Below are 23,307 nucleotides of genomic sequence, written 5' to 3' on the forward strand. Positions count from 1 at the left end.
CTTTGACGGGAACGCAAGAGTTGCCACGTATGGATACGCTCGACGAAGTGGACGAGATTGTCCACCGACCCGACGACGAGTTCGTCGAGTCCACGAACGTCTGGCAGTTCATGCAGACGTACGCCATCGCGGACTACGACGAACTCGTCGAGCGCACCACCTCGGACCTCGACTGGTTCTGGGGGGAGCTCCCCGGCTACCTCGGGCTGGAGTTCTACGAGGACTTCGACGAGGTCCGGGACGAGAGCGGGGCGCGACGCGCCCCGGACGGAGCGAGCGGCGCAGCCGCGAGCCGTGGCGGCCCACAGTTCACGGAGTGGTATCCGGGCGCGAAACTCAACGTCGCGCACAACACCGTCGACCGCCACGCCGGCGTCGACTCGGGCACCCGCAACCACGTCGCCTGCATCTGGGAGGGCGAGGACGGCGAGGTCCGCCAGCAGACCTACCACGACCTCCACCGGCAGGCCAACCAGGTCGCGAACGCGCTGACCGAGCGCGGCATCGGCGAGGGCGACACGGTCGGGCTCTACATGCCGATGGTGCCGGAGGTCCAGAGCATCCTCTACGGCGTCTTCAAGGTCGGCGCCATCGCCGTCCCCATCTTCTCCGGGTTCGGCGTCGACGCCACCGCCACTCGCATCGCGGACGCGGAGTGCTCGGTGCTGTTCACGGGCGACGGCTTCTACCGCCGCGGCGACGAAATCACGCTCAAGGCGACCGCCAACGAGGCCATCGAGCAGGCCGGCCACGTCGAACACACCATCGTCTACGACCGATTAGGGGCAGACATCCCGTGGAACGACGACCGCGACGAGTGGTGGGGCGACGCCGTCGCGACGCAGGCCGACGACTTCGAGACGCGCGCGATGGACGCCAGCGACCCCTGTATGCTCCTGTACTCGTCGGGCACGACGGGGAAGCCGAAGGGTATCGTCCACACGCACGCGGGCACGCTCGTCCAGCCCGCCAAGGAGATTCACTTCGGCTTCGACCAGAAACCCGGCGATCGCTTCTTCTGGGTGAGCGACATCGGCTGGATGATGGGGCCGTGGACGCTCGTCGGCAACCACGCGTTCGGCGGCACCATCGTGATGTACGAGGGCGCGCCCGACCACCCCGAACCCGACCGCTTCTGGGACCTCATCGACCGCCACGGCGTCACCCAGTTCGGCATCTCGCCGACCGCGATTCGGGCGCTCCGGAAATACGGCAGCCGTCAGACTGCGTCTGACGAGCCATCCGGAACCGAGGGTTCCGGAGACGACGAGTGGCTCGACGGCCACGACCTCTCCAGCCTGCGCCTGCTGGGTTCGACGGGCGAGCCGTGGGACCCCGAGAGCTGGGAGTGGTTCTACGAGCACGTCGGCGGCGGCGACACGCCCATCATCAACATCTCCGGCGGCACCGAGGTGTTCGGCTGCTTCCTCATGCCGATGCCCATCCAGCCCCTCAAACCCTGCACGCTCGGCGGCCCGGGCCTCGGCATGGACATCGACGTCGTCGACGAGGACGGCAACTCCATCAAGGACGCCCACGAGCGCGGCTACCTGGTCGCGCGGTCCTCGAACCCCGCGATGACGAAGAGTCTGTGGAGCGGCGACGAGCGCTACCTCGAGGAGTACTGGTCGCGCTTCGAGGACGTCTGGAACCACGGCGACTGGGCGCAGGTCGACGAGGACGGCTTCTGGTTCCTGCACGGCCGCGCGGACGACGCCATCAACGTCGCCGGCCGGAAGGTCGGCCCCGCCGAGGTGGAGGGCGCGCTCATCGACCACGACGCCGTCAACCAGGCCGCCGCGGTCGGCGTCCCCGACGACACTACGGGTGAGGCCGTCGTCGCGTACGTGATTCTGGAGGACGACGTCGAACCCAGCGATGACCTCCGGACGGAACTCCGCGAGCAGGTCGGTACCGAACTCGGCAAGCCGTTCCGCCCGCGCGAGGTGCTGTTCGTCGACGAGTTCCCGCAGACCCAGTCCGGGAAAATCGTCCGCCGCGCCATCGAAGGCGCGTACACCGGCGAGGACGTCGGCGACCTCTCCAGCATCGAGAATCCAGACGCCATCGACGCAATCGAGAACGCGCAGTAGTCAGAGGTCGGCCAGCAGCCCCGTGGGGCGCAGCATCTCCCCGTACTTCTCGAAGTCCTCGGGGGACTCGTCTGGTTCGACCTCGCGGCCGAACGGCCGGTAGACGCGGCCCCCGTCGGGGTCGACGACCGCTTCGACGAACAGCTCGTCGAGCTCCCGAATCAGGCAGCGCGCGGTCGTCGCGGTCACTGCCGGCACCGACCGAGCACGCGCAAAAAAGGGTTACTGTATTGCCCACTCGCGGCGCAGGAGGTCGTAGCGCACCTCGTCGTAGTAGTCGCCGTCGATGTACCGGGACTCGCGGCGGCGCGCGACCTGCGTGAACCCCATCGCCTCCAGCAGCCCGCGGGAGGCGTCGTTGAACTCGTAGGCGCCCGCGGTGATGCCGTGGACGTCGTAGTTCTCGAAGACGTAGTCGATGCCCGTCTCGGCCATGTCGCGGCCGTACCCCTCGCCGTGGTACTCGGGGAGCAGCCAGTACGACAGCCACACGCGGTCGCCGTCCACGTGGCGCGCGTTGAAGCTCCCGATAGGCGTGGTCTCCTCCTCGTTGGGGTGGCCGCGGGGCGCACCTTCCTCGTCTCGCAGCTCGTCGCCGTCTTCTCGCGGGCTCGGCCCGCTCGAACGGTCCGAGGGACTTCGTCCCTCGCTGCTCGACTGTTTCGCGGCGGTTTCCGCCGCGCCGTCATCGCACGCGACGAACGTCGCCGTGCCCTCGCTCTCTATCCACTCCTCGATGCCTTCCTCCTGCTGGGCGCGCGAACGGTGGTGAATCGAGCCCAGCGAGTAGCGGATGCGGGGGTCCGTACAGGAGCGCTGGATGAACGCCGCGTCGTCGCGCTCGACGGTGCGGAACGTGACGAGCTCGCCCTCGGTGACGACTGGCCCGGGCATTATCGACCCTCCCACTCCTCGCGGAGCAAGCCGTACTCCACGGCGTCCTGGTACTCGCCCTCCGCGAACCACACCTCGCGGCCGCGGCCCTCGTCGGTGAAGCCGACAGTCTCGAACGCGGCTCGCGTGTAGTCGTCGCCGTCGAGCACTTCGGCGCCGACGGTGTGGGCGTCGTACGTCCGGAACAGCCCCTTCAGAGCGAGGTCGACTGCGGCAGCGCCGTGGCCCTCGCCGCGGTGCTCCTCGGGCACCCAGAGCACGAGCCCCGGCCGGTCGCGGTCGACGTGGCTCGCGAACACGAACGCGACGGGTGTCGTTTCCTCGTCGTCGGGGTGGTCGTAGGGCGCGTCATCCTCGTCCACGCACGCGAGGTAGGCCGCGTTGGACTCGTCCTCGACTTCCTCTTCGACGAACTCCTCGACCTGTGCCTCACTCTTGTGGCCGCCCGCGTGGAGGCCGAGGCGCGCGTACGGGTCCGTGAACAAGCGCTGGAGGAACGCCGCGTCGTCGCGCTCGACGGTCCGCAGGACGAGGTCGTCGCTGACTTCGAGTATCGGCCCGGGCATCACTCGCTCACCACGTCGCTGTGTGCGTCGCCGCTCGATTCGGGGCCGCTCGCTTCCGCTGTTCGATGCGTACCGCACTGGGTGCTTCCGTCGCGCTCGTCGCCCTCGGGGGCGCCGTCGGCGCGCTCGGAGTCGGCCGCGCCCGTGGAGGCTCGGCCACCCCAGCAGATTACTGCATCTGGCATGTGTCACCCATTTCACCCCCGGATAATAGCAGTTCCGCGAGATTGGTCCCCATTCACGGACGGTCGGCTACGGCGCGGCGTCGCCCGGCGCGACCACGCGGTCCTCGGGCGCGTCACCGGTCGCAACCGTGACCGTTCCCGCGCCCCCAGCGGGCGGCAGCACTATCGACGCGCCCGCGAGCAGCGGCGCGAGGATGCCCGCGATGATTGTCCCCGGCTCAGCGAGCGGCGCGCGCACCGCGACTCGGTCGTCCGCGTCGTAGCGCTCGACGACCCGTTGTGCCGCCTCGACCGCTTCGCCGTGTGTGACGCCGGCGAGCAGTTCGGTCTCCGGCGTGACCGACGGCTCCGGGAACGTCGGGTTCTCGCTCCACACGTCGCGCTCGAAGTACATCCACGACGGGTCCGCGGGCGGCTCCCCCCAGCCGACGCGCTGGCCGCCCGGCGGCAGGTCGTACTCGCCGAGTTCCGCGGTCGGCCCCGCGAGCACGCGCGCCTCGACCACGCGGTCCGGCTCGAACTCCACGGTCGCGCCGAGCAGCGCCGCGCCGAGGAACGTCTGCAGCGCGGCGGGCGCGGGCACGTCCAGAATCGCGACGCCGGCTTCCTCGCGCACGCCACAGTGCCGCAGCGCGTTCCCGGTCTTGTACGTCTGCGACCGGAACTCGCGGGCGCCGTGGACGCGGTCGGCGCGCACGACCGGCCGGTCCGGGTCGTCGAGACTCGCGACGACGTCAGCGACTGTCTCCATGAGAAGGGCTCGCGCCGGCAGCGACTAACGCGTTCCGGGTTCAGGCCAGCGACTGGCTCGCGATGCGCTCGCGCAGGCGGTCCAGCGCCGCCCGGTCGAAGTCGTCCGTGACGCGCGCCAGCACCGCGTGCACCTCGTCGCGCGAGACCTTCACGTCGCCGTCCACGACGACGTCCCCGGGTCGGCTTCGGAGTTCCCGCATCGTCCCGACCGCCAGCAGGTACGGCACCGTCCACGCCGCCAGCGTGTTCCCGCTGGTCGTCGGCATCGCCTCCAGCCACCGCTGCGCGCCGTCCGCGTACCCCCGTGCGCGGTCGACGACGCGCTCGACGACGCTCCCCACGCCGTCGGCGTTCGACGGGTCCGCAACCGCGTCCGGGTCGACACCCGCCTCGTCCAGCCACGATGCCGGCAGGTAGACGTTGTTCTCCTCGTGGTAGTCCGGCCGGACGTCTTTGGCGACGTTCACCAACTGGAGGAGAAGCGCGAACGACCGCGCGTGCTCGCGCATCGTCGCCGCCTCCTCGCGGGCCGCGTCCGCCGCCAGTAGTTCCGTGACGAGTTCCCCCACCGTCCCCGCCACGTACCAGCAGTACTCCTCGAGTTCCTCCACGGACTGGATGCGGAGGCCGCCGTCCTCGGCGTACCGCTCCACGAACGACGCCATCCCCGTCGTCATCTCGCGGACGGTCGGCCGAATCGCGGCCTGCGCGTCCGCGTCGAGGCTCTCGAACGCCCGCAGGACCCGCGAGGCCTCGGCGACGACCGTCCAGTCGGCGTCCAGTTCGGCCGGCAGGTGTGGCTCCACGTCCTCCTGGAACGCCGCGATACCCGTCTCGTCGCCGGGGTCGAGTACGCGGTCGTACGTCCGCAGGAGCGCGGCCTGCTCGGCGGGCGGTATCGACGTGGCGTCCTCGACGGTGTCCGCCACGCGGCACAACAGGTAGCCGACGCAGATGCGCGTCGCCATCGGCTCTTCGAGCGCGTCGATAGTCAACGCGAACGTGCGGGAGACGTCCTGCACGGCGTCGTGGCACCACGCGCGCTCGTCGGTCGCGGGCTGGGGGGACTGTGGGTGGCCTCCGACCATCGCTATACCCCCGTTACGGGGACCACGCGCAAAAAGGGACGGGGGACGGTTCGGCGAACCGACGAATCCCACCCATGCTGCTCGTAGTGCGATTAGTGATGGCTCTCCCACGCTGCTCACGCATCGTGGTGCTCCGCGTTTGCGGAAACGTGCTCTCCCTTCGGTCGAGCACGCTGCTCACGCATCGTGGTGCTCCGCGTTTGCGGAAACGTGGCCTCGCTTCGCTCGGCCACGCTCATAGGAAAACTAAAGGAACGACCCGGCAAGATTCGCGTATGGACTTCAGCCTCAGCGACGAACAGCGCCAAATCAAGGAGATGGTCTCTGACTTCGTCGACGAGGAAGTGATTCCGCGCGCCGCGGACATCGACCACGACGACGAGTTCCCGCGGGACCTGATCGAGGAGATGAGCGACCTCGGCCTGATGGGGATGCCGTTTTCCGAGGAGTACGACGGCGCGGGCCTGGACTACCACTCCTACGCCATCGCGCTCGAAGAGCTCTCCCGGGGGAGCGGCGGACTCGGCACGGTCGTCGCGGCGCACACGAGCCTCGCGGGGAACATGCTCTACCAGTACGGGGACGACGACCAGAAGGCCGAGTACCTCGCGGCGATGAACCGCGGCGACGACATCGGCGCGTTCGCGCTCTCGGAGGCGGGTGCGGGCTCGGACGTTCCGTCGATGGAGACGACTGCCGAACGTGCCAGCGGGCACGCAGGCGACGAGTACGTGATAAACGGCGAGAAGCTCTGGATTTCGAACGGGAGCGTCGCGGACACGCTTACGCTGTTCGCGAAGACCGACCCCGACGCCGGCCACCGTGGCATCTCGTCGTTCGTCGTGCGCCCCGACGAGGACGACGGCTTCCACGTCGAGGGCACGGAGGACAAGCTCGGCGACAAGGGCTGTCCGACCGCGGAACTGCGCTTCGACGACATGCGAATCCCCGCGGACCGCCTGCTCGGCGAGGAAGGCGAGGGCTTCCAGCAGGCACTCGAAACGCTGAACGGCGGCCGCATCACCATCGCCGCGCGCTCCATCGGGCTGGCGCGCGCAGCCCTCGACGACAGCCTCACGTACGCGCAGGCCCGCGAGCAGTTCGACCAACCCATCAGCGACTTCCAGGCGATTCAGCACAAGCTCGCGGACATGGACACGAAGATTCAGTCCGCGAAGCTGCTGATGCACCGCGCCGCGGACAAGAAGATGCGCGGCGAGGACTTCGTCAAGGACGCCGCGCAGGCCAAACTCTACGCCTCCGAAATCAGCCGGGAGGTCACCAACGAGGGCATCCAAATTCACGGCGGCTACGGCTACACGAAGGACTTCGCGGTCGAACGCTACTACCGGGACGCGAAGCTCAACGAAATCTACGAGGGCACCAGCGAGGTACTCCGAAATACGATCGCGCAGCGGCTGTTGAAGTAGCGGACTACTCCTGCTGGATTCGCAGCGGCTGGCGCTCGCCGTACGTGAGCGTGCGCCAGAGCCACTCCATCGGCCCGAAGCGGAACTGTCGTAGCCAGAGCATCGAGAGGGCGGCCTGCACGACCCAGATGGCGGCGACGATGCCGAGCGCTTCGAACCGGGTTACGCGGCCGAACAGCCGGAGGCCGTGCCCGTAGAAAATCCACGTGGCGAGCAGGCTCTGGAGGAGGTAGTTGCTGAAGGCGGTGCGGCCGGTGCCCGCCAGCGTGCGCGTCAGCACGCCGTCGGGTCGTCGCTGCGCGTACAGCATGACGAGCGCGACGTACGCGCCGGCGAGCGGGAGGCTCCCCCAGTAGTTGAACTGCCGCCAGAGCAGGCCCGCGGCCGGGGTCCAGTTGCTGGCTTCGACGTACCAGACGCCGGCGAGCACGACTGCGAGCCCGGTGACGCCGCCGGCTGCCGCGAGTCGCCGGTAGAATCGCCGCGAGCGGTCGTTCGTCAGCACGCCCCACTCGAACAGCGCCATCCCGAGCAGCATCGACCCGCTCACGCGCCACCCCGTCGACGCGAGGTAGCCGGCCGTCTGGCGCTCGAACGCGGTCGGCACGCGGTGGGCCATCTGTGCGAGCCAGCCGCTCCGGTACGTCTCGACTTCCGTGCGGAGCGCTGCCTCGGCCGGCTGCCACGTCTGCGCGAACGCCGAGAGGTCCGCGAACAGTACGGACAGCACCTGCGTCGCGGACGGCACGACGAGCAGGCCGAGCCCGAGCACCGCTTGCCGCCGCGCGGTTTCGTGGCGCGCGGAGACGACCCAGAGCGCGGTGACGCCGTACGCGACGAGCACGTCGCCGTACCACAGCAGGTAGGCGTGCAGGAGACCGAACGCGACGAGCAAGCCCGACCGTCGGAGGTGAAGGCCGAGCACTGGGTCGCCGCGGCGCTCGCGATTGCGGGTGAACAGCGCGATGCCGCCGCCGAACAGCAGCGTGAACAGCGTGATGAACTTCTGCTCGACGAGCACGTGGCCGGCGAACCACGCCCAGTAGTTCGCGCCCGTGAAGTCGCCGTACGCCGTCGGGTTGAGCAACACGACTTCGGGCATCGAGAACAGCCGGACGTTGACGACCAGGATGCCGAGCAGCGCGAACCCGCGGAGAGCGTCGAGGCCGACGACGCGTTCGGACGGGGGCGTCGGTCCGCCATCGCCGCTCATCTGCCGCGCTCCGACTCGCGTCTCCCGTGCCGGTCCGCCGGGTGGTCGCCCATCACTCGACTGGTTCGTTAGGGAGCCGACACAAAAGGTGTGGTGCAGGCGCCGACCCGCGGCTACAGCACGCTCCGGACCGCGAGCACGACGGCGACGCCGACCGCCAGCGACACGAGCAGGTTCCCGGTCTTGCGCGCGACGGCGACGGTCGCCACGGCGGCGACCCACTCGGGAATCCCGCCCTCGGCGAGCGCGGGCGCGACGAACGCGACGACGACTGCCCCCGGGAGCACGTCGATGCCGGCTTCCGCGCGCTCGGAGAGGTCGACGCGCCCGAGCAGCCAGAAGCCGCCCGCCTTCGTTGCGTACGTCACGGCGGCCATCGCGAGAATCACGGCGACGACGGTCGGGTCGAGGCTGAGCGCGTCAATCATCGTAGGTCACCACCTCTACTGCGGCGCCGGCGAGCGCGCCGGCGAGGATGTACCACTCGCCCGGGACGACGGCGTGCACGGCGAGCGCGGCGGTGGCCGCGACGACCCACGGCCGCAGCGACTCTGTCCCCTCCCAGAAGCCGGCGGCGAGCGTGAGGAACAGCGCGGTCGCGACGAAGTCCAGGCCGTACGTCGCGGGGTCGCCGACGAGGTCACCGGCAGTCGCGCCGACGACGGTCGAGGCTATCCACAGCAGCCAGAGCACGACGCCGCTCCCGAACAGGAACGCACCGTTGCTGCTCCCGGCGCGCAGCGTGCCGATGGACAGCGCCCAGTTCTCGTCGGCGAAGAAGAACACGCTCGTGTACGCCTGCGGCACGGTGACCTGCTGGAGCCACGGCCGCAACGCCGCGCCCATCAGCACGTACCGGAGGTTCACGAGCGCGGTCGTCGCGACCACCGCGACCACGGGAATCGGGTCTGCCCACAGTTCGACGGCGACCAACTGTGCGGCGCCCGCGAGCACGGTCGCGCTCATCAGTCCGGCTTCGGCGACGCTCAACCCCGCGCGGCGCGCGACCACGCCGAAGACGACGCCGTAGCCCGCGACGCCGACCGCCACGGGGAACCCCGCGACGAATCCCTCGCGGACGCCTGCCGCGGTGAACTCCACGGACTGCACGCCGTCCCTATCGCTGTGCTCGGTGGTCGGTTCGCCTTCAGCCAACGCTACCCCTCCGCGTGACGACTCGCATCAGTTCGACGCAAGCCCGCCGTGGTGTTAACGATTCGGTGACGGCGGTGCCGTCGGTCGGCTCGTCCGCGGCGAGCGCGGACCCGTCGTGTTTTTCCGCCGGCCGGCCGAACCCCCGACGATGACCGAGGAGACCGCCGAAGCCGGCGACGTCACCGCCCGCTACTCCGAGACCGACACCGAGCGCGTGCTGGCGTTCGAGCGCGACGGCCGGACGGCCGTCGTCGCGCAGAACGTCGAGGGGTACGCGATGTTGAAGGTGCGTCCGACCGCGGACGGCGACGAACTGGAGCGGTACTACGGCTTCGACATGGCCCTGGACCACGCCGCGGAGCTGCTCGGCGTGGACCCCAACGACCTCCCGGTTCCGGATGCCGCCGCGGACATGGGGATGTAGGGGTTCCCCACACCTTTTGACCCCGCTCGAACAATCGTGAGCCATGACCAAGGTTCGCGTGGCCGGTGCCGGAATCACGAAGTTCGGCCGCCACCCCGAGCGCACGAGCCGCGACCTGTTCGCGGAGGCGGGGGCGACCGCCATTAAGGACGCTGGCGTCGCCCGCGACGACGTCGAGGGCGTCTACTACGGCAACTTCATGGGCGAGTTGAGCGAGCACCAGGGCCACCAGGGGCCGCTCGCCGCGGAGGCGTTGGGCGTGCACGCGCCCGCGACGCGCTACGAGAGCGCGTGTGCCTCCAGCGGCGTTGCGCTCCGGCAGGCCGTCCGCGACGTTCGGAACGGCGAGGCCGACGTGCTCGTGGCCGGTGGGTCCGAACGCATGACGAACCTCTCGACGGCCGGGTCGACGGAGGCGCTGGCCATCGCCGCGGACGAACTGTACGAGGTACGCGCGGGCGTCACGTTCCCCGGCGCGTACGCGATGATGGCGACGGCGTACTTCGAGCAGTTCGGCGGCACGCGCGAGGACCTCGCGCACGTCGCGGTGAAGAACCACGCCAACGCCGTCGACAACGACCACGCGCAGTACCAGCGCGAAATCACCGTGGAGGCGGCGCTGGACTCGCCGGCGGTCGCGGACCCGCTGCACCTCTACGACGCCTGTCCCGTGACCGACGGGGCGAGCGCGGTCGTCCTCGTCAGCGAGGCGTACGCCGAGGCGCACGACCTCGACGCGGGCGTCGCGATTACCGGGACCGGGCAGGGCGGCGACCGGATGGCCCTACAGGACCGCGAGAACGTCGCTACCTCCCCTGCCGCCACCGAGGCCGCCGAGGAAGCCTACGCGGACGCCGGCGTCACGGCCGACGACGTTGACGTCGCGGAGGTCCACGACTGCTTCACCATCGCGGAAGTGCTCGCGCTGGAGTCGCTGGGCCTCTTCGAGACTGGCGAGGGCATCACGGCCGCCCGCGACGGGATTACCACGCAGGACGGCGACCTTCCCGTGAACCTCTCCGGCGGCCTCAAAGCGAAGGGCCACCCGGTCGGCGCGACCGGAACGAGTCAGGTCGCCGAACTCACGAAACTGCTGCGCGGCGACCACGTCAACAGCGAGCACGTCCCCGAGGCGCGCGTCGGCGTCGCGCACAACGCCGGTGGGACGGTGGCGAGTGCCGTGGTTCACGTCCTGGAGGAGGTCGCAGAATGACCGAAGACGGCGAATCCGTGCGCGACGCGGGCTTCGACGAGTTCCTCGACGCGCTCGCTGAGGGTGACAGCTACTACGTGGAGTGTGCGAACGGCCACGGGAGCCTGCCGCCGCGGCGCGTCTGCCCGGAGTGCGGGAGCGCCGACCTCGCCGAAACACCACTTCCAGAATCCGGTGAGGTGGCGACGTACACGAAGGTCCACGTTCCCGCGCCGTCGTTCGCCGACGACGCGCCCTACGTCACCGCCGTCGTGGACTTCGGCCCCGTGCGGCTCACGGGACAGGTGCTGGCGGACGTCGAGGACGTCGAAATCGGGCTAAAAGTCGAGCCAGTGGTCAGTGAGACGGAGACGCGGGGCGAGCGGCTAGTGGTCTTCGAGCCGCGGTAGGTCCTCGCGGACCGCGTCGAGGAACACCTCGGGCTGTTCTGCGTGCGGGAGCAGGCGCGTCTCGTCGACGACGACCAGCCGCGTGTCCGCGCCCTCGGCGACGTCCCGACCGGCGGCGAGCGTCGAGATGGTGGCTTCCCGGCCCCAGACGAGCGTCACCGGGCAGTCGCGCTCGCGGAGTTCTGCACCGAGGTCGACATCGGCGTCGAGGTAACCGCCGACGAACGACGCAGGCGCGAACCGCGCGCCCTCCTGGTGGGCGGTCCGCCACTGGTAGTCCACGAGGCCCTCGGGGATGCGCTCGGGGTGGTAGAAGGCGTCGCGCTCGTCGAAGAACCGCAGCGACGCCTTCGCGGTCAGCGCGTCGAACGCCGCCGCGCCGAGCACGGGCGAGCGGAGCAGCGCGCGCAGCCACGGTCGTCGCGGGCCGGTGTCTGCGGTCGGACAGACGAGCAGCAGCCCGGAGACGTCCGCCTCCTCGGCGGCAATCGCCGCCCACGCGCCGGAGAGGGAACTCCCGAGGACGACCGGGTCGTCGGCGACCTCGGCGACGAAGTCCGCGACGAACTCCTCGTACAGCGAGGACGTGTACGCGACCGGCGGGCGGTCGGTCCGCCCGAACCCCGGCAGGTCGGGTGCAATCACGTGGTAGTCCTCGGCGAGTGCGTCGAAGACGCCCGCGAACTCGCAACTCGACGCGGCGGCGTGAACCCCGTGCAGGCAGACCACGTCCGGACGGTCGGGGTCGCCGGCCTCGGTGTAGGCCACGTCGAACCCTCGCCACCGGTAGGTGTCCTGTGCGCCCGCGAGCGCCGGCGGCAACTCGCCGGCCTTCGCGCGGAGGCCGCGGTCGAGGAGGTCCGCGGCCGCGACGGTGCCGACAGCGCCAGCGAGGAGTCTACGAAGTCGCATACGGGACGGTTCAGCCGCCAGTCGCTTAGCCGTTGTGACGGGCTCAGCCGCGCTGCTGGTCGAGGCAGTCCGCGAGCGGTTCGACCACGTCGTCGGCGACCTCGTACGGCGTCGTCTCGCCGGCATCGATGCGCTCGACGAGGTCGTCGATGCCGCCGCGCGCGTCGAGTTCGTCCTCGACGAGTTCGCTGGCGTCCTCCCGGAGGAGGTTCCGCAGTTCCTCGGCGTGGCGCTGGTGGCGCTTGGTTTCGCGGCGGCCCGACTCGTCGAGCCAGTCGGTGTGGGCGTCGAGCACGTCGAGGAATTCGGTTACTCCCTCGCCGCTGTTCGCAATCGTCTCGACGACCTCGGGGTTCCAGTCGCCGGGCTCGCCCTCGCGCATGTCGAGCATGTTCTTCAGTTCGGTGACGGTCTTGTCCGAGCCGGCGAGGTCGGCCTTGTTCACGACGAAGACGTCCCCGATTTCGAGGATGCCCGCCTTCAGCATCTGGACGTCGTCGCCGGAGGAGGGCGGCACGAGCACGGCGACCGTGTCTGCGGTCTTCACGACGTCGACCTCGTTCTGCCCGGCGCCCACCGTCTCGATGATGATTTTGTCCTTCCCGAACGCATCGAGGGCCTTCACGGCGTCCGCGGTCGCCGTCGAGAGGCCGCCGAGGCTGCCGCGCGCGGACATCGACCGGAAGAACACGTCCATGTCGGTCGCGGTGGAGGCCATCCGGATGCGGTCCCCGAGCACCGCGCCGCCCGTGAACGGCGACGACGGGTCCACGGCGATGACGCCGACGGTGAGCCCGCGGTCGCGGTACGCCTTCGCTATCTTGTCCACGAGCGTCGACTTCCCGGAGCCCGGGCTGCCAGTGATGCCGATGACGTCCGCGCCGCCCGTGTGCGGGTAGAGCGCGGCGACGAGGTCACGGTAGCCCGGCGACCGGTTCTCGATGCGCGTGATGGCCCGCGCGAGCGCCCGGTGCTTCCCGGCGAGCAGCTCGTCCACGAGGTCGGGGGCGTCCTGGGCGGCCATCTCAGTCACGCCGCGTCACGTTCTCCCGGATGAACTCGATGGTCTCCTCCATCGGCGTCCCCGGCCCGAAGATGGCGTCCACGCCCGCCTCCTCCAGGCCCTCGCGGTCCTCGTCGGGGACGATGCCGCCGACGATGATGAGGGTGTCATCGAAGGCGTCGTACGCTTCGAGGCCTTCGACGACTTTCGGGACGAGCGTGTTGTGCGCGCCCGAGAGAATGGAGATGCCGAGCACGTCGACGTCCTCCTGGACGGCCGCCTGAACGATTTCCTCGGGGGCCTTGTGGAGGCCCGAGTAGATGACCTCGAATCCGGCGTCGCGGAACGCCCGCGTGATGACGTGAGCGCCCCGGTCGTGGCCGTCGAGTCCGACTTTGGCCACCAGGCACCGGATGTTCCGCTGGGATTCGTGGCTCATAGCCGGAATTTTGCCACATACGTGTTTCACTCTAACGGACTTCTATTACAGTTTTGCTTGGACTATCCAAACTCCGGTTGCGCGGCGGGACCGACGCCGCGGAACGGGCGGCGCCCGCGCGAAGCGAAAGCGGGTTTGTGGACGGGGCCGAACGTCCGCCCATGACCTCCGTCTCCGACTACGCGAGAGCGAACCCGCGCCGCGTCACCGTCGTCCTCTCGGTCGTCGGCTACGCGCTCGTCGCCGCTGCCTTCTCCGGCATCGTTCCGCTGTTCCCGCCGCTCTCAGACGAAACCGTGCTGCTGTTCTCGGACGCCATCGCCGTCGTGAACACGCTCGCGCTCACCAGCCTACTCGTGGGTGCGGCCTTCATCAAGCGCGGCGACGTCCGGAGACACCGCGCCGCGATGCTGACCGCATTCGCGCTCATCTGCGTGTTCCTCGTGCTCTACCTCTGGAAAGTCGGCGGCGGCTTCGAGAAGTCCATCGTCATCGAGGAAGGCCAGTTCCTCGCCCGGTACGCGGGCGTCGTCGAGATTCTGTACCTCATCATGCTCGCCATCCACATCTTCCTCTCCGTCGTCGCCGTCCCCGTCGTCCTCTACGCCATCACGCTCGGCCTCACGCACACCCCCGAGGAACTGCGGGAAACGAGCCACGCCAAGTACGGCCGGATTGCCGTGACGGCGTGGTCGCTGTCGCTGTTCCTCGGCGTCGTCACCTACTGGATGCTCAACCACGTCTACTCCTGGGTCCCGCGCTAGCCAGAGTCCTCTACGCCGTAGGACTCGCTGCTATCTACACTTCCTCGAAAGCCCCGGGGCGCTCGACTCCCGAGCCTCGCTGCGCGCCTCGGTCGCTGTGCTCCCTCGGTGCTTGCGTCGGCTGGGTTCGTCGAGCGCCCCGCCCCTTTCAGTCCACCCCGTACCGGCTGTGGAGTCGGCAGAAATCCGGGCGCGAACGCGGAGGCATCGACAGCTACTTGCTCGCGGAATCGGGAGAAGACGCCAGCATGGACGCCGCCGACGACGAACAGGTGTGGCGCTGCAAGGCCTGCGGGACGCGCCAGCCCGAGCCCGACCCGCCCTGCGAGCGCTGCTGGAACACGACCTTCGTCGCAGGCGACGGCGCGGAGGCGGTTCTCGGGCCGGCCGAATCGCAGGCGGACGCCACCACGCTCCGCGTCGTGCAAGCGAAATCCATCGCCGCGCGCACCGCTGCCGTCGCCGGTGTTCTCGCGGTGTCGCTCGGCGTCGCGCAGTGGCTGCTCGCGGGCGCGTTGGCGAGTCTCGCGTTCACGCTGTGGGTTGGCGTCGCTGCCGTCGCGGTCGTGCTGTCGGTCGTCGCGGGCGCGGCCGCAGTCACCCAGCGAACCGGATTCGTGGCGTAGTCTTTCTCACTCGGTCCACGGAATCGCGAGCGTACCGACGGCGAACGCGACGACCGCGAGCACCACGACGACCGCCGTGTTCGTCGTCACGTCGCCCCCCTGCGTGGTGGCTGCGCGGACGCCACGTGCGAAGTACGCCAGCGGCGAGAGGTCCACGATTGGCCGGAACCACGCCGGGAACAGGTCGGGCTGGACGAACGTCTCCGAGAGGAACAGCACTGGGAGCGCGATGCCGTTGCTCGCGGCGATGGCGCCGTCCTGGCCGTCCGCGTAACTCCCGATGACCGCGCCGACGCCGCAGAACACTACGGACGTCGCGGGCACGAGCACGGCGAGCCACGGGGAGAGCGCGAACGACGCGCCGGTCGCGAGCAGCGCGACCAGCAGCACGGCGGACGCGGCGGCGATGAGTACGACGTTCACGAGCGTGTGCGCGGCGAGCCACTCCGCCCGGGTCAGCGGCGTCGTCGAGAGCTTCTCGAAGCGGTTTCCCTCGCGGTGGCGCGCGACCGTGCTCCCGACCCGGGACAGCGGCGTGAACAGCACGACGGTCGCGAGGTACGCCGGCACGTAGTACGCGGTCGGCTCCGTGAACAGGCCGCCGCTGCCCGACGTCGTGCGGACGAGCCCGGCGAAGATGACGATGAGCAACACCGGAAAGAAGAACGTGAAGAACACCGCCGTTCGACGCCGCAGGAACGTCCGGTAGGCCGCGGTCGCTTCCGCCCGGATGCGAGCCAGCCGGCTCATCGCTGCACCTCCACGCCCTCGATGTCGCCGGCGAGCGTGAGGTACGCGTCCTCCAGCGTCGGCTCGCGCCACGACAGCGCCTCGAACTCGACCCCGGCGTCGTCGAGCGCGGCCACGACGTCGCCGATGCCCTCGGGTGCGACGTCCGAGAAGACGAATCCCTCCCGCGTCACCTCGGGGTCGAACCCTGGGACGTCGGGTACTTCCGCTGATTCCTCGGGGAGTTCGACGACCAGCCGGGGCTCCCCGCCGTGCTCGGCGACGAGCTCTCGGGGGGTTCCTGTCGCCGCGACCCGCCCGTCCGCGAGCAGGGCAACGCGGTCCGCGAGGCGCTGTGCTTCGGCCATGTCGTGCGTCGTGAGGAAGATGGTGGTGCCCGACGCTGCGAGGTCCTCGAACACGCGCCAGAGCGCGCGCCGGCCCGCGGGGTCGACGGCGGTCGTCGGCTCGTCGAGGAACAGCACGTCCGGCGCGTTCACGAGCGCGGCGGCGACGCACGCGCGGCGCTGTTCGCCGCCAGAGAGGTCGCCGTACCACGTCTCCGTGTCGGGGTCGAGGCCGACCTCCGCGAGGACCGCCTCGGGGTCGCGGGCGTCGTCGTAGAGGCCGGCGTAGTAGCCGACGAGTTCGCCCGCAGTGAGGCGGTCCGGTGGCGCGAAGTCCTGTGGCAGTAGGCCGACGCGCTGGTCGTTGGTCTCGCTGGGCTCGTCGCAGAGCAACTCGACTCGACCGCTGTCGGGCGTCGTCGTGCCGGTCAGACAGCGCACGAGCGTCGTCTTGCCCGCACCGTTCGGGCCGACGAGCGCGAACACCTCGCCCTCGCCGACCGACAGCGAGACGCCGTCGACGGCGGTGGTGTCGCCGTAGGCCTTCTCGACGGCCTCGGCGACGACTACGGGAGTCATACTGTGGAGTCGGCGGGCGCGCACGTAAAGGACTGCGGAACGCGGCCGGCTACCGCGTCGGCCGCCACGCGAGCAACAGCACGGAGGAGACGAACACGACCGTCGAGAGCCCGTACGGCTCGTTCTGCGCGGCGGCGGCGAGCGCGGACGCGCTGCCGAACGCGCCCGTGAACACGGTCGCGGCTATCGGCCACGTGCAGCTCACGCACGCGAGCAGGCCGAGCAATCCCGCAACGCCGGTCTTCGCGGCGTCGAGGACGGTGGCAGCGACGAGGTACGCCAGCGTCGCGTAGCCGACGACCTTGAACGGGAGGAGGCTGATTGTGAGCGCGGACCCGCTGTAGACGAGCGCGGGCCCCCAGCCGGGGGAGAGCCACGAGATGCGCGCGCCGAGGCCAGCGCCGTGGAACATGTAGACGCCCCCGACGCCCCCCAGGAGGAGGAAGTACGCGAGGCCGACGCCGAGTGCGAACACGCGCTGTCGCCGGGAGGCATCCGGGAGGTCCACCCGGGAGACGGCCCAGATGGAGGCGTTGATCCAGACGAACGGGTACGCCAGCACCACGGGGTCGGTGGGGACCGACGCCGACACCGCGAAGTAGAACAGGACGACGGCGAGTTCGCCGTTCAGCAGGAACGCGGCGTACAGCAGCGTCTTCCGCGTGGGCTGGAATCGGCTCGGGGAGAGCGAGACTGACGCGCCCACTCAGACCACCATCGCGTCCACGACGACGGCCACCAGCAGGCAGCCGAGGTAGGCGTTCGACGCGTGGAACGCGCGCATCGCGGCGGCGCGGTCGCGCTCCCGGTGGAGGCGCATCGCGGCGTACAGGAACACGCCACCGAAGACGACCGTCGTCGCCGCGTACAGCACGCCGAGGCCAGCGAGCGCGGACAGCGCCACCGCGGCGACGAGCGTCGCGCCGAGGTAGTAGACGATGTGCTTGCGGGTCGTGGCTTCGCCGCTGACGACGGGCATCAGCGGGAAGCCGCCGCGCTCGTAGTCGTCCTTGTACGCGAGCGCGAGGTTGTAGAAGTGCGCGGGCGTCCACAGGAATATGACCGCCGCGAGCGCGAGGCCCGCGACGCCCACGTCGCCCGTCACCGCGGCCCAGCCGATGAGCGCGGGGAGCGCGCCCGCTGCGCCGCCGATGACGGTGCTCTGTCGGGTGTTGGGCTTCAACACGAGCGTGTACACCACCGAGTAGAACACGATGGCGGTGAACCCGAGCGCCGCGGTCAACGGGTTCACCGAGTAGAACGCGGCCAGCGACGCCGCCGCCAGCATCACGCCGAACGCGATGGCGTTGCGCTTCGGGATGCGGTCGGTCGCCAGCGGCCGGTCGTCGGTGCGGGACATCTTCCGGTCTTTCTCGCGTTCGAGCACGTGGTTGAACGTGCCCGACGCGCCGATGGCGAGCACGCCGCCGCCGAGCGTCGCGACAACGGTCTCCGCGCGGAGGCTCGGCCCAGCGGCCAGCGCCATGCCGGCGGCGGCGACCAGGCACAGCAGCCACATCAGCCGCGGCTTCGTCAGCCGGAAGTACGCGTACGCGGTCGCCAGCGGCCCCGAAACGGGGACGCTGTCGTCGCCGTCGTCGCCTTTCGGCTCACCCTCCCACTCCGCGGACGGGAGGTGGCCCGTCTGGAGTTCCAGCGTCCACGCGAGCGCGGCGACCAGGCCGGCGAAGATGAGCACGCCGAGCGCGAGGTGTGCGCCGCCGAGCGCGGCCGACGCCGGCGTCGTCGCGGTGAGCGCGCCGACCGCGATTTGGACCGGGTAGGCGGCCAGCGCGGCGGTGACCGCGGCGCGGACGCGTGTGGAGGAGTCACGCCGCCACGCCATCACCGCGGCGGCGAGCACGAGCACGCCGGTGACGACGGCGGCGGTCCGGTGGCCCCAGACAACCGCCAGCGACAGCGAGTCGAGGGCGTACCAGCGTCCGTCGCAGGCCGGCCACGAGCGACACGCTGCGGCTGCGTTCGTCAGCGCGGCCGTCGCGCCGACGACGAGCAGCGCGTAGACGCCCATCGCGGCCGCCGCGAGCACCGCCGTGAACCGGTCGGGGATGTTTCGAGTCACGAACGTCTCTCGTCGGCTGATTACGCCGCGGCCCACTTAGCCTATCCGACTCGCCGACGCCCCGATTCAGCACCTATTTATGGAACCGCTCCGAACGACCACGATAGTATGAGAGGCAAGCGGCTCGTACCCGTTCTCGTCGCCGCCGTCGGCTTCCTCGCCGCCTTCGTGGACCCGGTCGCTGCCCAGCAGTACCAGTCGGTGACCGAGGAGCTCATCCGCAACCTGAACTCGATGCTGCTCGCGGCCGCGCTCCCCGTCACGCTGCTCGTCGAGGGCATCCTCGTCTACACGGTGTGGAAGTTCCGGAACAGCGACGAGGCGAAACCGACCAAGGAGAACCGCCGGCTCGAAATCACGTGGACCGTCGCCACCGCCGTCGTCCTCCTGTTCGTCGGCGTCGCCGCCTACGGCGTGATGGCACAGCCGTCGGTCACGGCGACGCAGGCCGACGCCCAGGCGGCGATGGCCGAAGACGACACCGTCGTCGTCGACGCCGTCGGCGTCCAGTGGTACTGGAACTACCAGTACCCCGAGGAGAACCTCACGGTGAGCTCCGGCGCTGCGACCGGCGACGTCGACGTCGGCAACCAACCGATGGTGGTCCCGGAGGACACGAAGCTCGTGATACGCACGCAGTCACAGGACGTGATTCACGCGTTCCACGCGCCCGAAATCGGCCTGAAGGCCGACGCCGTCCCCGGGCAGACCAACTACCTCATCACCGAGGTCAACGAGAAGGGCACCTACCAGCTCTACTGCGCCGAGTTCTGCGGCCAGGGCCACTCCGAGATGCTCGGCACCATCGCGGTCGTCGAGGAAGACACCTACCAGGAGTGGGTCGAGGACCCCGAGAACACGACCATCGACGTTTAACGACGCGACGCGTCTCTCGTTCCTTTCTCGCTGCTCCGTGCCGCTTCGCCGCGTAGCTACGCGCGTCGAAGCCGACTGCACTCGCCTTCCGTGACGGCGACGTCTTCGTCGCCCGTGTCGACGACGAGCGCGCCACGCGACGTGACACCGGTGGCGTCGCCGACGACCGTCTCGCCGCCCCGCGTCTCCACGCGCACGCGCTCGCCGAGCGTCGCGCTCCGTTCGCGCCACGCGTCCAGCGCCGCCGCGAACCCGTCGTCGGTCCCGACGCGCTCGACCCAGGCGATCAGTCGCTCGTGGAGTGTCGCTGCGATCGCCGTCGCGTCCACGTCCCCGACTTCCGCCCGCAACGTCGTCACATCCCGCTCGACGTCGAGGTCGCTCGGGTCGAGGGCCGCGTTCACGCCGATGCCCAGCACCGCGAACGACAACTCCGCGTCCGCGGGGTCCGTGCCGGGCAGCACTTCGTCGACGGGCTTGCCGGCGACCGGCACCTCGTCGACGACCGCTTCGGTGAGCACGCCGCAGAGCTTCCGCGCGTCGTCGCCGACGACCACGTCGTTGGGCCACTTCAGGGCCGCGTCCACGCCGAACGATTCGACTGTCTCGGCGGCCGCGAGCCCGCCCGCGAACGTGAGTCGGCCGACGTGGCTCGCGTCGAAGTCGGGGTAGACGAGCGTGCTCGACCAGACGCCGCCCGGCGGCGACGCCCACACGTTCCCCGTGCGACCACGGCCCGCAGTCTGCTCGTCCGCGACGACGAACGTGCCGTGGGCTGCGCCGTCGCGGCCCTCGGTGCGCGCGAGGTCGTTCGTACTCGGGACGGACTCGCGGTGGACGACCGGCGCGTCGACGAGCGAGCGCAGTCGGTCGGCGTCGACTGTCATGACTACCGGTTCGCGGCAGCCGCGAAAAAAGACGGCGGTCGCTTAGAAGCTGACGATCGCGCCGGCGTACAGCACGACGACGAGGAAGATCCAGACGGCGTCGACGAAGTGCCAGTACATCGAGACGGTGGCCACGGAGACGTCGCGCTCGTGGGAGTACTGGCCCTTGAACGCGCGGACGGTCACGATGGCCAGCAGCACCGCACCGAGGGAGACGTGGAGGCCGTGGAGGCCGGTCAGCCCGAAGAACGCGCTCTCGAAGATGCCGCCGGTCGGCGACAGCCCCTCGTGGACGATGAACTCGTAGTACTCGTACACCTGGCCGGCGATGAATATCACGCCGAGCACGAGCGTCGAGACGAGCAGCGAGAGGAACCGCGACCGGTCGCCCTCCCGGAGCGCGACGTGCGCGAAGTGCAGCGTGATGCTGGACAGCACGAGGATGGCGGTGTTCGCGAGCACGAGCGCGCCGAGGAACCCCTCGGGGACGTGCTGGACTGCTTGGGACCACTGCGAGCCCGCGCGGATGAAGAAGTAGTAGACGAACCCGGCACCGAACGTCGCAATTTCCGTGCCGAGGAACAGTATCATCCCCCAGCGGAGCGCCGCGCCGCCGGTCGTCTCCCGGCTCCAGAAGTGTTTCACGAAGGCGTGGTACACCCAGCCGTACAGGCCCGCGAGGAAGACGAACACGCTCCCCACGAAGACGGCCGGCCCGACCATCGGAGTGACGAACCCGAACGTCTCGTTCTGTCCGAGCACGTACAGCGCGGCGCCGATGTAGAACCCGGCGGCACCGACGGCGGTGACGAACGGCCACCAGCTGGCCTCGCCGAAGCCCTTCGGCCAGTCCTCCACGGCCGGCAGGTGGTGGCCGTGGTCCTCTGAGTCGTCCGTGACGGTCATACCAGCGAGTTGCGGGGCGAATACTAAAAACCCATCCAACTCCGTCCGCGGCGGAGCCGTACCGCAATCCTCACGGGGAGCCCCCGTGAACGCCTGGCTATGTCTCGTCGCGGCGCGCGCGTGCTCGGTGCCGTCGTCGGCCTCGTCGCGGTCTGTGGCGTCGCTGTCGCGCACGGCGGCAGCCTCCGCGACGCCAGCGGACAGGAACTGGCGGTGCCGACGTGGCTGTTTCTCTCGACGGGCGGCGCCGTCGTCGGCGCGTCGTTCCTGCTGGCGAGCTTCGTCACGGACCGCGAATTCGTCGCGGCCGTCCACGAGTGGCATCACCCCCTCCCCGCGCCTCGGCGCGTGCTCGCGTGGGTCGGCCACGTCGTCGGCCTCGCGGGGTTCGCGTTCGTCCTGCTCACTGGGTTCGCGGGGCCGACCGAGCCGCTCCGGAACGGTGCCATCGTGCTGGTCTGGGTGGGCTGGTGGGCGGCGTTCGCCATGTCGACGTACCTCGTCGGGAACTCGTGGCCCGCCGTGAACCCGTCCCGGACGCTCACGCGCCCAGTCGCGTGGGTGCTCGACGGCCGCGACGTCGCGCTCTCGCCGGGCCGTGCGGCGTGGGCGTCGACGGCGTTCCTGCTCGCGCTCGTCTGGTTCGAGGTCGTCAGCCCGCTCGCCGACGAACCGCGGCTGCTGGCCGCGACTGCGGTCGGCTACCTCGTGCTCTCGGTGGTCGGCGTCGTCGCGGTCGGCCACGACCAGTGGTTCGACGAGGTCGACCCGCTCTCGCGGCTGTTCGCGATGTACGGGTCGGTCGCGCCCGTCCAGCGTACCGACGACGGCCTCGACCTCCGGCTGCCGGCGATGCGGCTGACCGACGAAGTCGTCACCACGAACGGCGGCGTCGCGTTCGTCGTCGCGCTCGTCTGGGGGACGACCTACGACGGGTTCGTCGGCACGCCCGCGTGGGCGTCGTTCGCGCGCACGGTCGTCGACGCCGGCGTCCCCGCGCCAGTACTCTACCCGGCAGCGCTCCTCGCCGGCTTCCTCGGATTCCACCGGCTCTACTGGTGGGCCGCCCGGAACGCCCGCGACGTCGCGCCGACGTACACGGACGCCGCCGTGCTCGCGCGCCGGTTCGCGCCGTCGCTGCTCGCCATCGCCGCGGGCTACCACCTCGCGCACTACCTCGTGTACGCGCTATCGCTGTCCCCCTCGCTGTTCGGCGCGCTGCTCGCGCCCCTGGACCCGCCGGTCGCGCGCACGCTCGTGCTCCCGAGTTGGCTCTCCGGCGTCGGCGTCGCCGCGGTCCTGCTCGGCCACCTGCTCGCCATCTGGGTCGCGCACGCCACCGCCTACGACGAACTCCCCGGCCGCCTGCAGGCGATTCGCAGCCAGTACACGCTTACGCTCGTGATGGTGTTCTACACGATGACCAGCCTCTGGATAATCGGCCAGCCGGCCGCCGAACCACCGTTCCTATGACTAACACCACCGACGCCCCCGACGACGCGCCCCGGTGCTCGTACTGCGGCGAGGCGTTCCCGACCGAGCGGCTGCGCGCGCTCCACCGCGGGCTCGAACACTACGAAAGTCTCGACGAGGGCGAGCGCGCGGCCTTCGAGGACGCGTACCACAGCGAGAGCGAGGACCTCCGGTCGTTCCGGCTGCGCGCGCTCGCCGCGCTCGTCGCGCTGTACTTCGGCTTCCTGATGACGTACGCCGTGGTCGCCGTCTGAACGGAAGCGATGGCTTTCTAACCCAC

28 protein-coding genes are annotated in these 23,307 nt (G+C 70.0%); 10 read left to right on the forward strand and 18 right to left on the reverse strand.

Features of this window, described 5'->3' with window-relative positions; genetic code table 11:
• Window positions 1-29 precede the first annotated feature (29 nt).
• Entirely contained in the window at window positions 30-2,093 is a 2,064-nt protein-coding gene (locus tag LT974_RS03080) for an AMP-binding protein (RefSeq protein WP_232589197.1), read from the forward strand.
• On the opposite strand, the gene LT974_RS03085 is transcribed toward LT974_RS03080, so the two are convergent.
• The 6 genes from LT974_RS03085 to LT974_RS03110 all read right to left on the reverse strand — a co-directional run bounded on the left by LT974_RS03085 (window position 2,094) and on the right by LT974_RS03110 (window position 5,579).
• On the reverse strand, window positions 2,094-2,282 hold the full coding sequence (locus LT974_RS03085; protein ID WP_232589198.1) for a hypothetical protein: 189 nt from the start codon (window positions 2,280-2,282) through the stop codon (window positions 2,094-2,096).
• A gap of 33 nt (window positions 2,283-2,315) precedes the next feature.
• A complete protein-coding gene (locus tag LT974_RS03090) occupies window positions 2,316-2,987 on the reverse strand; it encodes a GNAT family N-acetyltransferase (protein ID WP_232589199.1) in 672 nt (223 codons plus the stop codon).
• On the reverse strand, window positions 2,987-3,553 hold the full coding sequence (locus tag LT974_RS03095; RefSeq protein ID WP_232589200.1) for a GNAT family N-acetyltransferase: 567 nt from the start codon (window positions 3,551-3,553) through the stop codon (window positions 2,987-2,989). Before LT974_RS03095 ends, LT974_RS03090 begins: the two co-directional genes overlap by 1 nt.
• Complete coding sequence (locus LT974_RS03100; RefSeq protein WP_232589202.1) at window positions 3,553-3,738, reverse strand: hypothetical protein; 186 nt, start codon at window positions 3,736-3,738, stop codon at window positions 3,553-3,555. Before LT974_RS03100 ends, LT974_RS03095 begins: the two co-directional genes overlap by 1 nt.
• Window positions 3,739-3,805: 67 nt before the next feature.
• A complete protein-coding gene (locus tag LT974_RS03105) occupies window positions 3,806-4,489 on the reverse strand; it encodes an acyl-CoA synthetase family protein (RefSeq protein ID WP_232589204.1) in 684 nt (227 codons plus the stop codon).
• A gap of 40 nt (window positions 4,490-4,529) precedes the next feature.
• Complete coding sequence (locus LT974_RS03110) at window positions 4,530-5,579, reverse strand: squalene/phytoene synthase family protein (protein ID WP_232589205.1); 1,050 nt, start codon at window positions 5,577-5,579, stop codon at window positions 4,530-4,532.
• 275 nt (window positions 5,580-5,854) lie between these two features.
• Here LT974_RS03110 and LT974_RS03115 point away from each other — a divergent pair, with 275 nt between their 5' ends.
• Window positions 5,855-7,009 (forward strand): acyl-CoA dehydrogenase, encoded by a 1,155-nt coding sequence (locus LT974_RS03115; protein ID WP_232589206.1) that lies wholly within the window; start codon window positions 5,855-5,857, stop codon window positions 7,007-7,009.
• A gap of 4 nt (window positions 7,010-7,013) precedes the next feature.
• Here LT974_RS03115 and LT974_RS03120 read toward each other — a convergent pair whose 3' ends face one another.
• The 3 genes from LT974_RS03120 to LT974_RS03130 form a co-directional block, all read right to left on the reverse strand.
• Window positions 7,014-8,222, reverse strand: a complete 1,209-nt coding sequence (locus LT974_RS03120) for a DUF418 domain-containing protein (protein ID WP_232589207.1) — start codon at window positions 8,220-8,222, stop codon at window positions 7,014-7,016.
• Between the two features lie 113 nt (window positions 8,223-8,335).
• Window positions 8,336-8,650: an AzlD family protein gene (locus LT974_RS03125; RefSeq protein ID WP_232589208.1), complete on the reverse strand. Its 315-nt coding sequence runs from the start codon at window positions 8,648-8,650 to the stop codon at window positions 8,336-8,338.
• Complete coding sequence (locus LT974_RS03130; RefSeq protein WP_232589209.1) at window positions 8,643-9,377, reverse strand: AzlC family ABC transporter permease; 735 nt, start codon at window positions 9,375-9,377, stop codon at window positions 8,643-8,645. Before LT974_RS03130 ends, LT974_RS03125 begins: the two co-directional genes overlap by 8 nt.
• 148 nt (window positions 9,378-9,525) lie before the next feature.
• On the opposite strand from LT974_RS03130, the gene LT974_RS03135 reads away from it, so the two are divergent.
• The 3 genes from LT974_RS03135 to LT974_RS03145 are packed head-to-tail and all read left to right on the forward strand — an operon-like array spanning window position 9,526 to window position 11,403.
• Window positions 9,526-9,801, forward strand: coding sequence for a DUF7111 family protein (locus tag LT974_RS03135; RefSeq protein ID WP_232589210.1), 276 nt, complete (start codon window positions 9,526-9,528; stop codon window positions 9,799-9,801).
• A gap of 43 nt (window positions 9,802-9,844) precedes the next feature.
• Window positions 9,845-11,014 carry a thiolase domain-containing protein gene (locus LT974_RS03140; RefSeq protein WP_232589211.1) on the forward strand — a complete coding sequence of 390 codons (1,170 nt, stop codon included), beginning with the start codon at window positions 9,845-9,847 and terminating at the stop codon, window positions 11,012-11,014.
• The gene (locus LT974_RS03145; RefSeq protein WP_232589212.1) at window positions 11,011-11,403 is read left to right on the forward strand and encodes a Zn-ribbon domain-containing OB-fold protein; all 393 of its coding nucleotides are present in this window, start codon (window positions 11,011-11,013) and stop codon (window positions 11,401-11,403) included. Before LT974_RS03140 ends, LT974_RS03145 begins: the two co-directional genes overlap by 4 nt.
• Here LT974_RS03145 and LT974_RS03150 read toward each other — a convergent pair.
• The 3 genes from LT974_RS03150 to LT974_RS03160 are packed head-to-tail and all read right to left on the reverse strand — an operon-like array spanning window position 11,380 to window position 13,757.
• Complete coding sequence (locus LT974_RS03150; protein WP_232589214.1) at window positions 11,380-12,315, reverse strand: alpha/beta fold hydrolase; 936 nt, start codon at window positions 12,313-12,315, stop codon at window positions 11,380-11,382. The two genes, LT974_RS03145 and LT974_RS03150, sit on opposite strands and share 24 nt — an antisense overlap.
• 43 nt (window positions 12,316-12,358) lie before the next feature.
• Window positions 12,359-13,339 carry a methylmalonyl Co-A mutase-associated GTPase MeaB gene (meaB, locus tag LT974_RS03155; RefSeq protein WP_232590297.1) on the reverse strand — a complete coding sequence of 327 codons (981 nt, stop codon included), beginning with the start codon at window positions 13,337-13,339 and terminating at the stop codon, window positions 12,359-12,361.
• A gap of 1 nt (window position 13,340) precedes the next feature.
• Complete coding sequence (locus tag LT974_RS03160; RefSeq protein ID WP_232589215.1) at window positions 13,341-13,757, reverse strand: cobalamin B12-binding domain-containing protein; 417 nt, start codon at window positions 13,755-13,757, stop codon at window positions 13,341-13,343.
• A gap of 161 nt (window positions 13,758-13,918) precedes the next feature.
• On the opposite strand from LT974_RS03160, the gene LT974_RS03165 reads away from it, so the two are divergent.
• Both LT974_RS03165 and LT974_RS03170 read left to right on the forward strand, forming a co-directional pair.
• Window positions 13,919-14,521, forward strand: coding sequence for a DUF420 domain-containing protein (locus tag LT974_RS03165; protein WP_232589216.1), 603 nt, complete (start codon window positions 13,919-13,921; stop codon window positions 14,519-14,521).
• A 218-nt stretch (window positions 14,522-14,739) separates the two neighbouring features.
• A complete protein-coding gene (locus tag LT974_RS03170; protein ID WP_232589217.1) occupies window positions 14,740-15,147 on the forward strand; it encodes a hypothetical protein in 408 nt (135 codons plus the stop codon).
• Window positions 15,148-15,153: 6 nt separating this feature from the next.
• Here the strand turns inward: LT974_RS03170 and LT974_RS03175 are convergent, their stop codons facing one another.
• The 4 genes from LT974_RS03175 to cyoE are packed head-to-tail and all read right to left on the reverse strand — an operon-like array spanning window position 15,154 to window position 18,834.
• Window positions 15,154-15,897 (reverse strand): ABC transporter permease, encoded by a 744-nt coding sequence (locus LT974_RS03175; RefSeq protein WP_232589218.1) that lies wholly within the window; start codon window positions 15,895-15,897, stop codon window positions 15,154-15,156.
• Window positions 15,894-16,802, reverse strand: a complete 909-nt coding sequence (locus LT974_RS03180) for an ABC transporter ATP-binding protein (protein ID WP_232589219.1) — start codon at window positions 16,800-16,802, stop codon at window positions 15,894-15,896. Before LT974_RS03180 ends, LT974_RS03175 begins: the two co-directional genes overlap by 4 nt.
• 49 nt (window positions 16,803-16,851) lie before the next feature.
• Window positions 16,852-17,508 (reverse strand): DUF7546 family protein, encoded by a 657-nt coding sequence (locus tag LT974_RS03185; protein ID WP_232589221.1) that lies wholly within the window; start codon window positions 17,506-17,508, stop codon window positions 16,852-16,854.
• Complete coding sequence (gene cyoE / locus LT974_RS03190; protein ID WP_232590298.1) at window positions 17,509-18,834, reverse strand: heme o synthase; 1,326 nt, start codon at window positions 18,832-18,834, stop codon at window positions 17,509-17,511.
• A gap of 159 nt (window positions 18,835-18,993) precedes the next feature.
• On the opposite strand from cyoE, the gene coxB reads away from it, so the two are divergent.
• Window positions 18,994-19,761 (forward strand): cytochrome c oxidase subunit II, encoded by a 768-nt coding sequence (gene coxB / locus LT974_RS03195; RefSeq protein ID WP_232589222.1) that lies wholly within the window; start codon window positions 18,994-18,996, stop codon window positions 19,759-19,761.
• A 56-nt stretch (window positions 19,762-19,817) separates the two neighbouring features.
• On the opposite strand, the gene LT974_RS03200 is transcribed toward coxB, so the two are convergent.
• A complete protein-coding gene (locus LT974_RS03200; protein WP_232589223.1) occupies window positions 19,818-20,648 on the reverse strand; it encodes a biotin--[acetyl-CoA-carboxylase] ligase in 831 nt (276 codons plus the stop codon).
• Window positions 20,649-20,690: 42 nt separating this feature from the next.
• Window positions 20,691-21,554 (reverse strand): cytochrome c oxidase subunit 3, encoded by an 864-nt coding sequence (locus tag LT974_RS03205; protein ID WP_232589224.1) that lies wholly within the window; start codon window positions 21,552-21,554, stop codon window positions 20,691-20,693.
• A gap of 99 nt (window positions 21,555-21,653) precedes the next feature.
• Here LT974_RS03205 and LT974_RS03210 point away from each other — a divergent pair, with 99 nt between their 5' ends.
• Both LT974_RS03210 and LT974_RS03215 read left to right on the forward strand, forming a co-directional pair.
• Complete coding sequence (locus LT974_RS03210) at window positions 21,654-23,027, forward strand: hypothetical protein (protein WP_232589225.1); 1,374 nt, start codon at window positions 21,654-21,656, stop codon at window positions 23,025-23,027.
• Window positions 23,024-23,281 carry a DUF7410 domain-containing protein gene (locus LT974_RS03215; protein ID WP_232589226.1) on the forward strand — a complete coding sequence of 86 codons (258 nt, stop codon included), beginning with the start codon at window positions 23,024-23,026 and terminating at the stop codon, window positions 23,279-23,281. The genes LT974_RS03210 and LT974_RS03215 overlap by 4 nt, the downstream gene beginning before the upstream one ends.
• The last annotated feature ends 26 nt before the right edge of the window (window positions 23,282-23,307 follow it).

This window comes from Halobacterium noricense (assembly GCF_021233435.1).
In the GTDB taxonomy this organism is placed as follows: domain Archaea; phylum Halobacteriota; class Halobacteria; order Halobacteriales; family Halobacteriaceae; genus Halobacterium; species Halobacterium noricense.

Bases quoted from the DNA above. Each gene is read 5' to 3' on its own strand.
- LT974_RS03115 (WP_232589206.1), top strand. From the start codon at position 5,855: ATGGACTTCAGCCTCAGCGACGAACAGCGCCAAATCAAGGAGATGGTC.
- LT974_RS03200 (WP_232589223.1), bottom strand. From the start codon at position 20,648: ATGACAGTCGACGCCGACCGACTGCGCTCGCTCGTCGACGCGCCGGTC.
- LT974_RS03175 (WP_232589218.1), bottom strand. From the start codon at position 15,897: ATGAGCCGGCTGGCTCGCATCCGGGCGGAAGCGACCGCGGCCTACCGG.
- LT974_RS03095 (WP_232589200.1), bottom strand. From the start codon at position 3,553: ATGCCCGGGCCGATACTCGAAGTCAGCGACGACCTCGTCCTGCGGACC.
- LT974_RS03215 (WP_232589226.1), top strand. From the start codon at position 23,024: ATGACTAACACCACCGACGCCCCCGACGACGCGCCCCGGTGCTCGTAC.
- LT974_RS03100 (WP_232589202.1), bottom strand. From the start codon at position 3,738: ATGCCAGATGCAGTAATCTGCTGGGGTGGCCGAGCCTCCACGGGCGCG.
- LT974_RS03090 (WP_232589199.1), bottom strand. From the start codon at position 2,987: ATGCCCGGGCCAGTCGTCACCGAGGGCGAGCTCGTCACGTTCCGCACC.
- meaB (WP_232590297.1), bottom strand. From the start codon at position 13,339: ATGGCCGCCCAGGACGCCCCCGACCTCGTGGACGAGCTGCTCGCCGGG.
- LT974_RS03210 (WP_232589225.1), top strand. From the start codon at position 21,654: ATGTCTCGTCGCGGCGCGCGCGTGCTCGGTGCCGTCGTCGGCCTCGTC.
- LT974_RS03165 (WP_232589216.1), top strand. From the start codon at position 13,919: ATGACCTCCGTCTCCGACTACGCGAGAGCGAACCCGCGCCGCGTCACC.
- LT974_RS03105 (WP_232589204.1), bottom strand. From the start codon at position 4,489: ATGGAGACAGTCGCTGACGTCGTCGCGAGTCTCGACGACCCGGACCGG.
- LT974_RS03135 (WP_232589210.1), top strand. From the start codon at position 9,526: ATGACCGAGGAGACCGCCGAAGCCGGCGACGTCACCGCCCGCTACTCC.
- LT974_RS03125 (WP_232589208.1), bottom strand. From the start codon at position 8,650: ATGATTGACGCGCTCAGCCTCGACCCGACCGTCGTCGCCGTGATTCTC.
- cyoE (WP_232590298.1), bottom strand. From the start codon at position 18,834: ATGGGCGTCTACGCGCTGCTCGTCGTCGGCGCGACGGCCGCGCTGACG.
- LT974_RS03205 (WP_232589224.1), bottom strand. From the start codon at position 21,554: ATGACCGTCACGGACGACTCAGAGGACCACGGCCACCACCTGCCGGCC.
- coxB (WP_232589222.1), top strand. From the start codon at position 18,994: ATGAGAGGCAAGCGGCTCGTACCCGTTCTCGTCGCCGCCGTCGGCTTC.
- LT974_RS03120 (WP_232589207.1), bottom strand. From the start codon at position 8,222: ATGAGCGGCGATGGCGGACCGACGCCCCCGTCCGAACGCGTCGTCGGC.
- LT974_RS03110 (WP_232589205.1), bottom strand. From the start codon at position 5,579: ATGGTCGGAGGCCACCCACAGTCCCCCCAGCCCGCGACCGACGAGCGC.
- LT974_RS03160 (WP_232589215.1), bottom strand. From the start codon at position 13,757: ATGAGCCACGAATCCCAGCGGAACATCCGGTGCCTGGTGGCCAAAGTC.
- LT974_RS03180 (WP_232589219.1), bottom strand. From the start codon at position 16,802: ATGACTCCCGTAGTCGTCGCCGAGGCCGTCGAGAAGGCCTACGGCGAC.
- LT974_RS03145 (WP_232589212.1), top strand. From the start codon at position 11,011: ATGACCGAAGACGGCGAATCCGTGCGCGACGCGGGCTTCGACGAGTTC.
- LT974_RS03140 (WP_232589211.1), top strand. From the start codon at position 9,845: ATGACCAAGGTTCGCGTGGCCGGTGCCGGAATCACGAAGTTCGGCCGC.
- LT974_RS03150 (WP_232589214.1), bottom strand. From the start codon at position 12,315: ATGCGACTTCGTAGACTCCTCGCTGGCGCTGTCGGCACCGTCGCGGCC.
- LT974_RS03080 (WP_232589197.1), top strand. From the start codon at position 30: ATGGATACGCTCGACGAAGTGGACGAGATTGTCCACCGACCCGACGAC.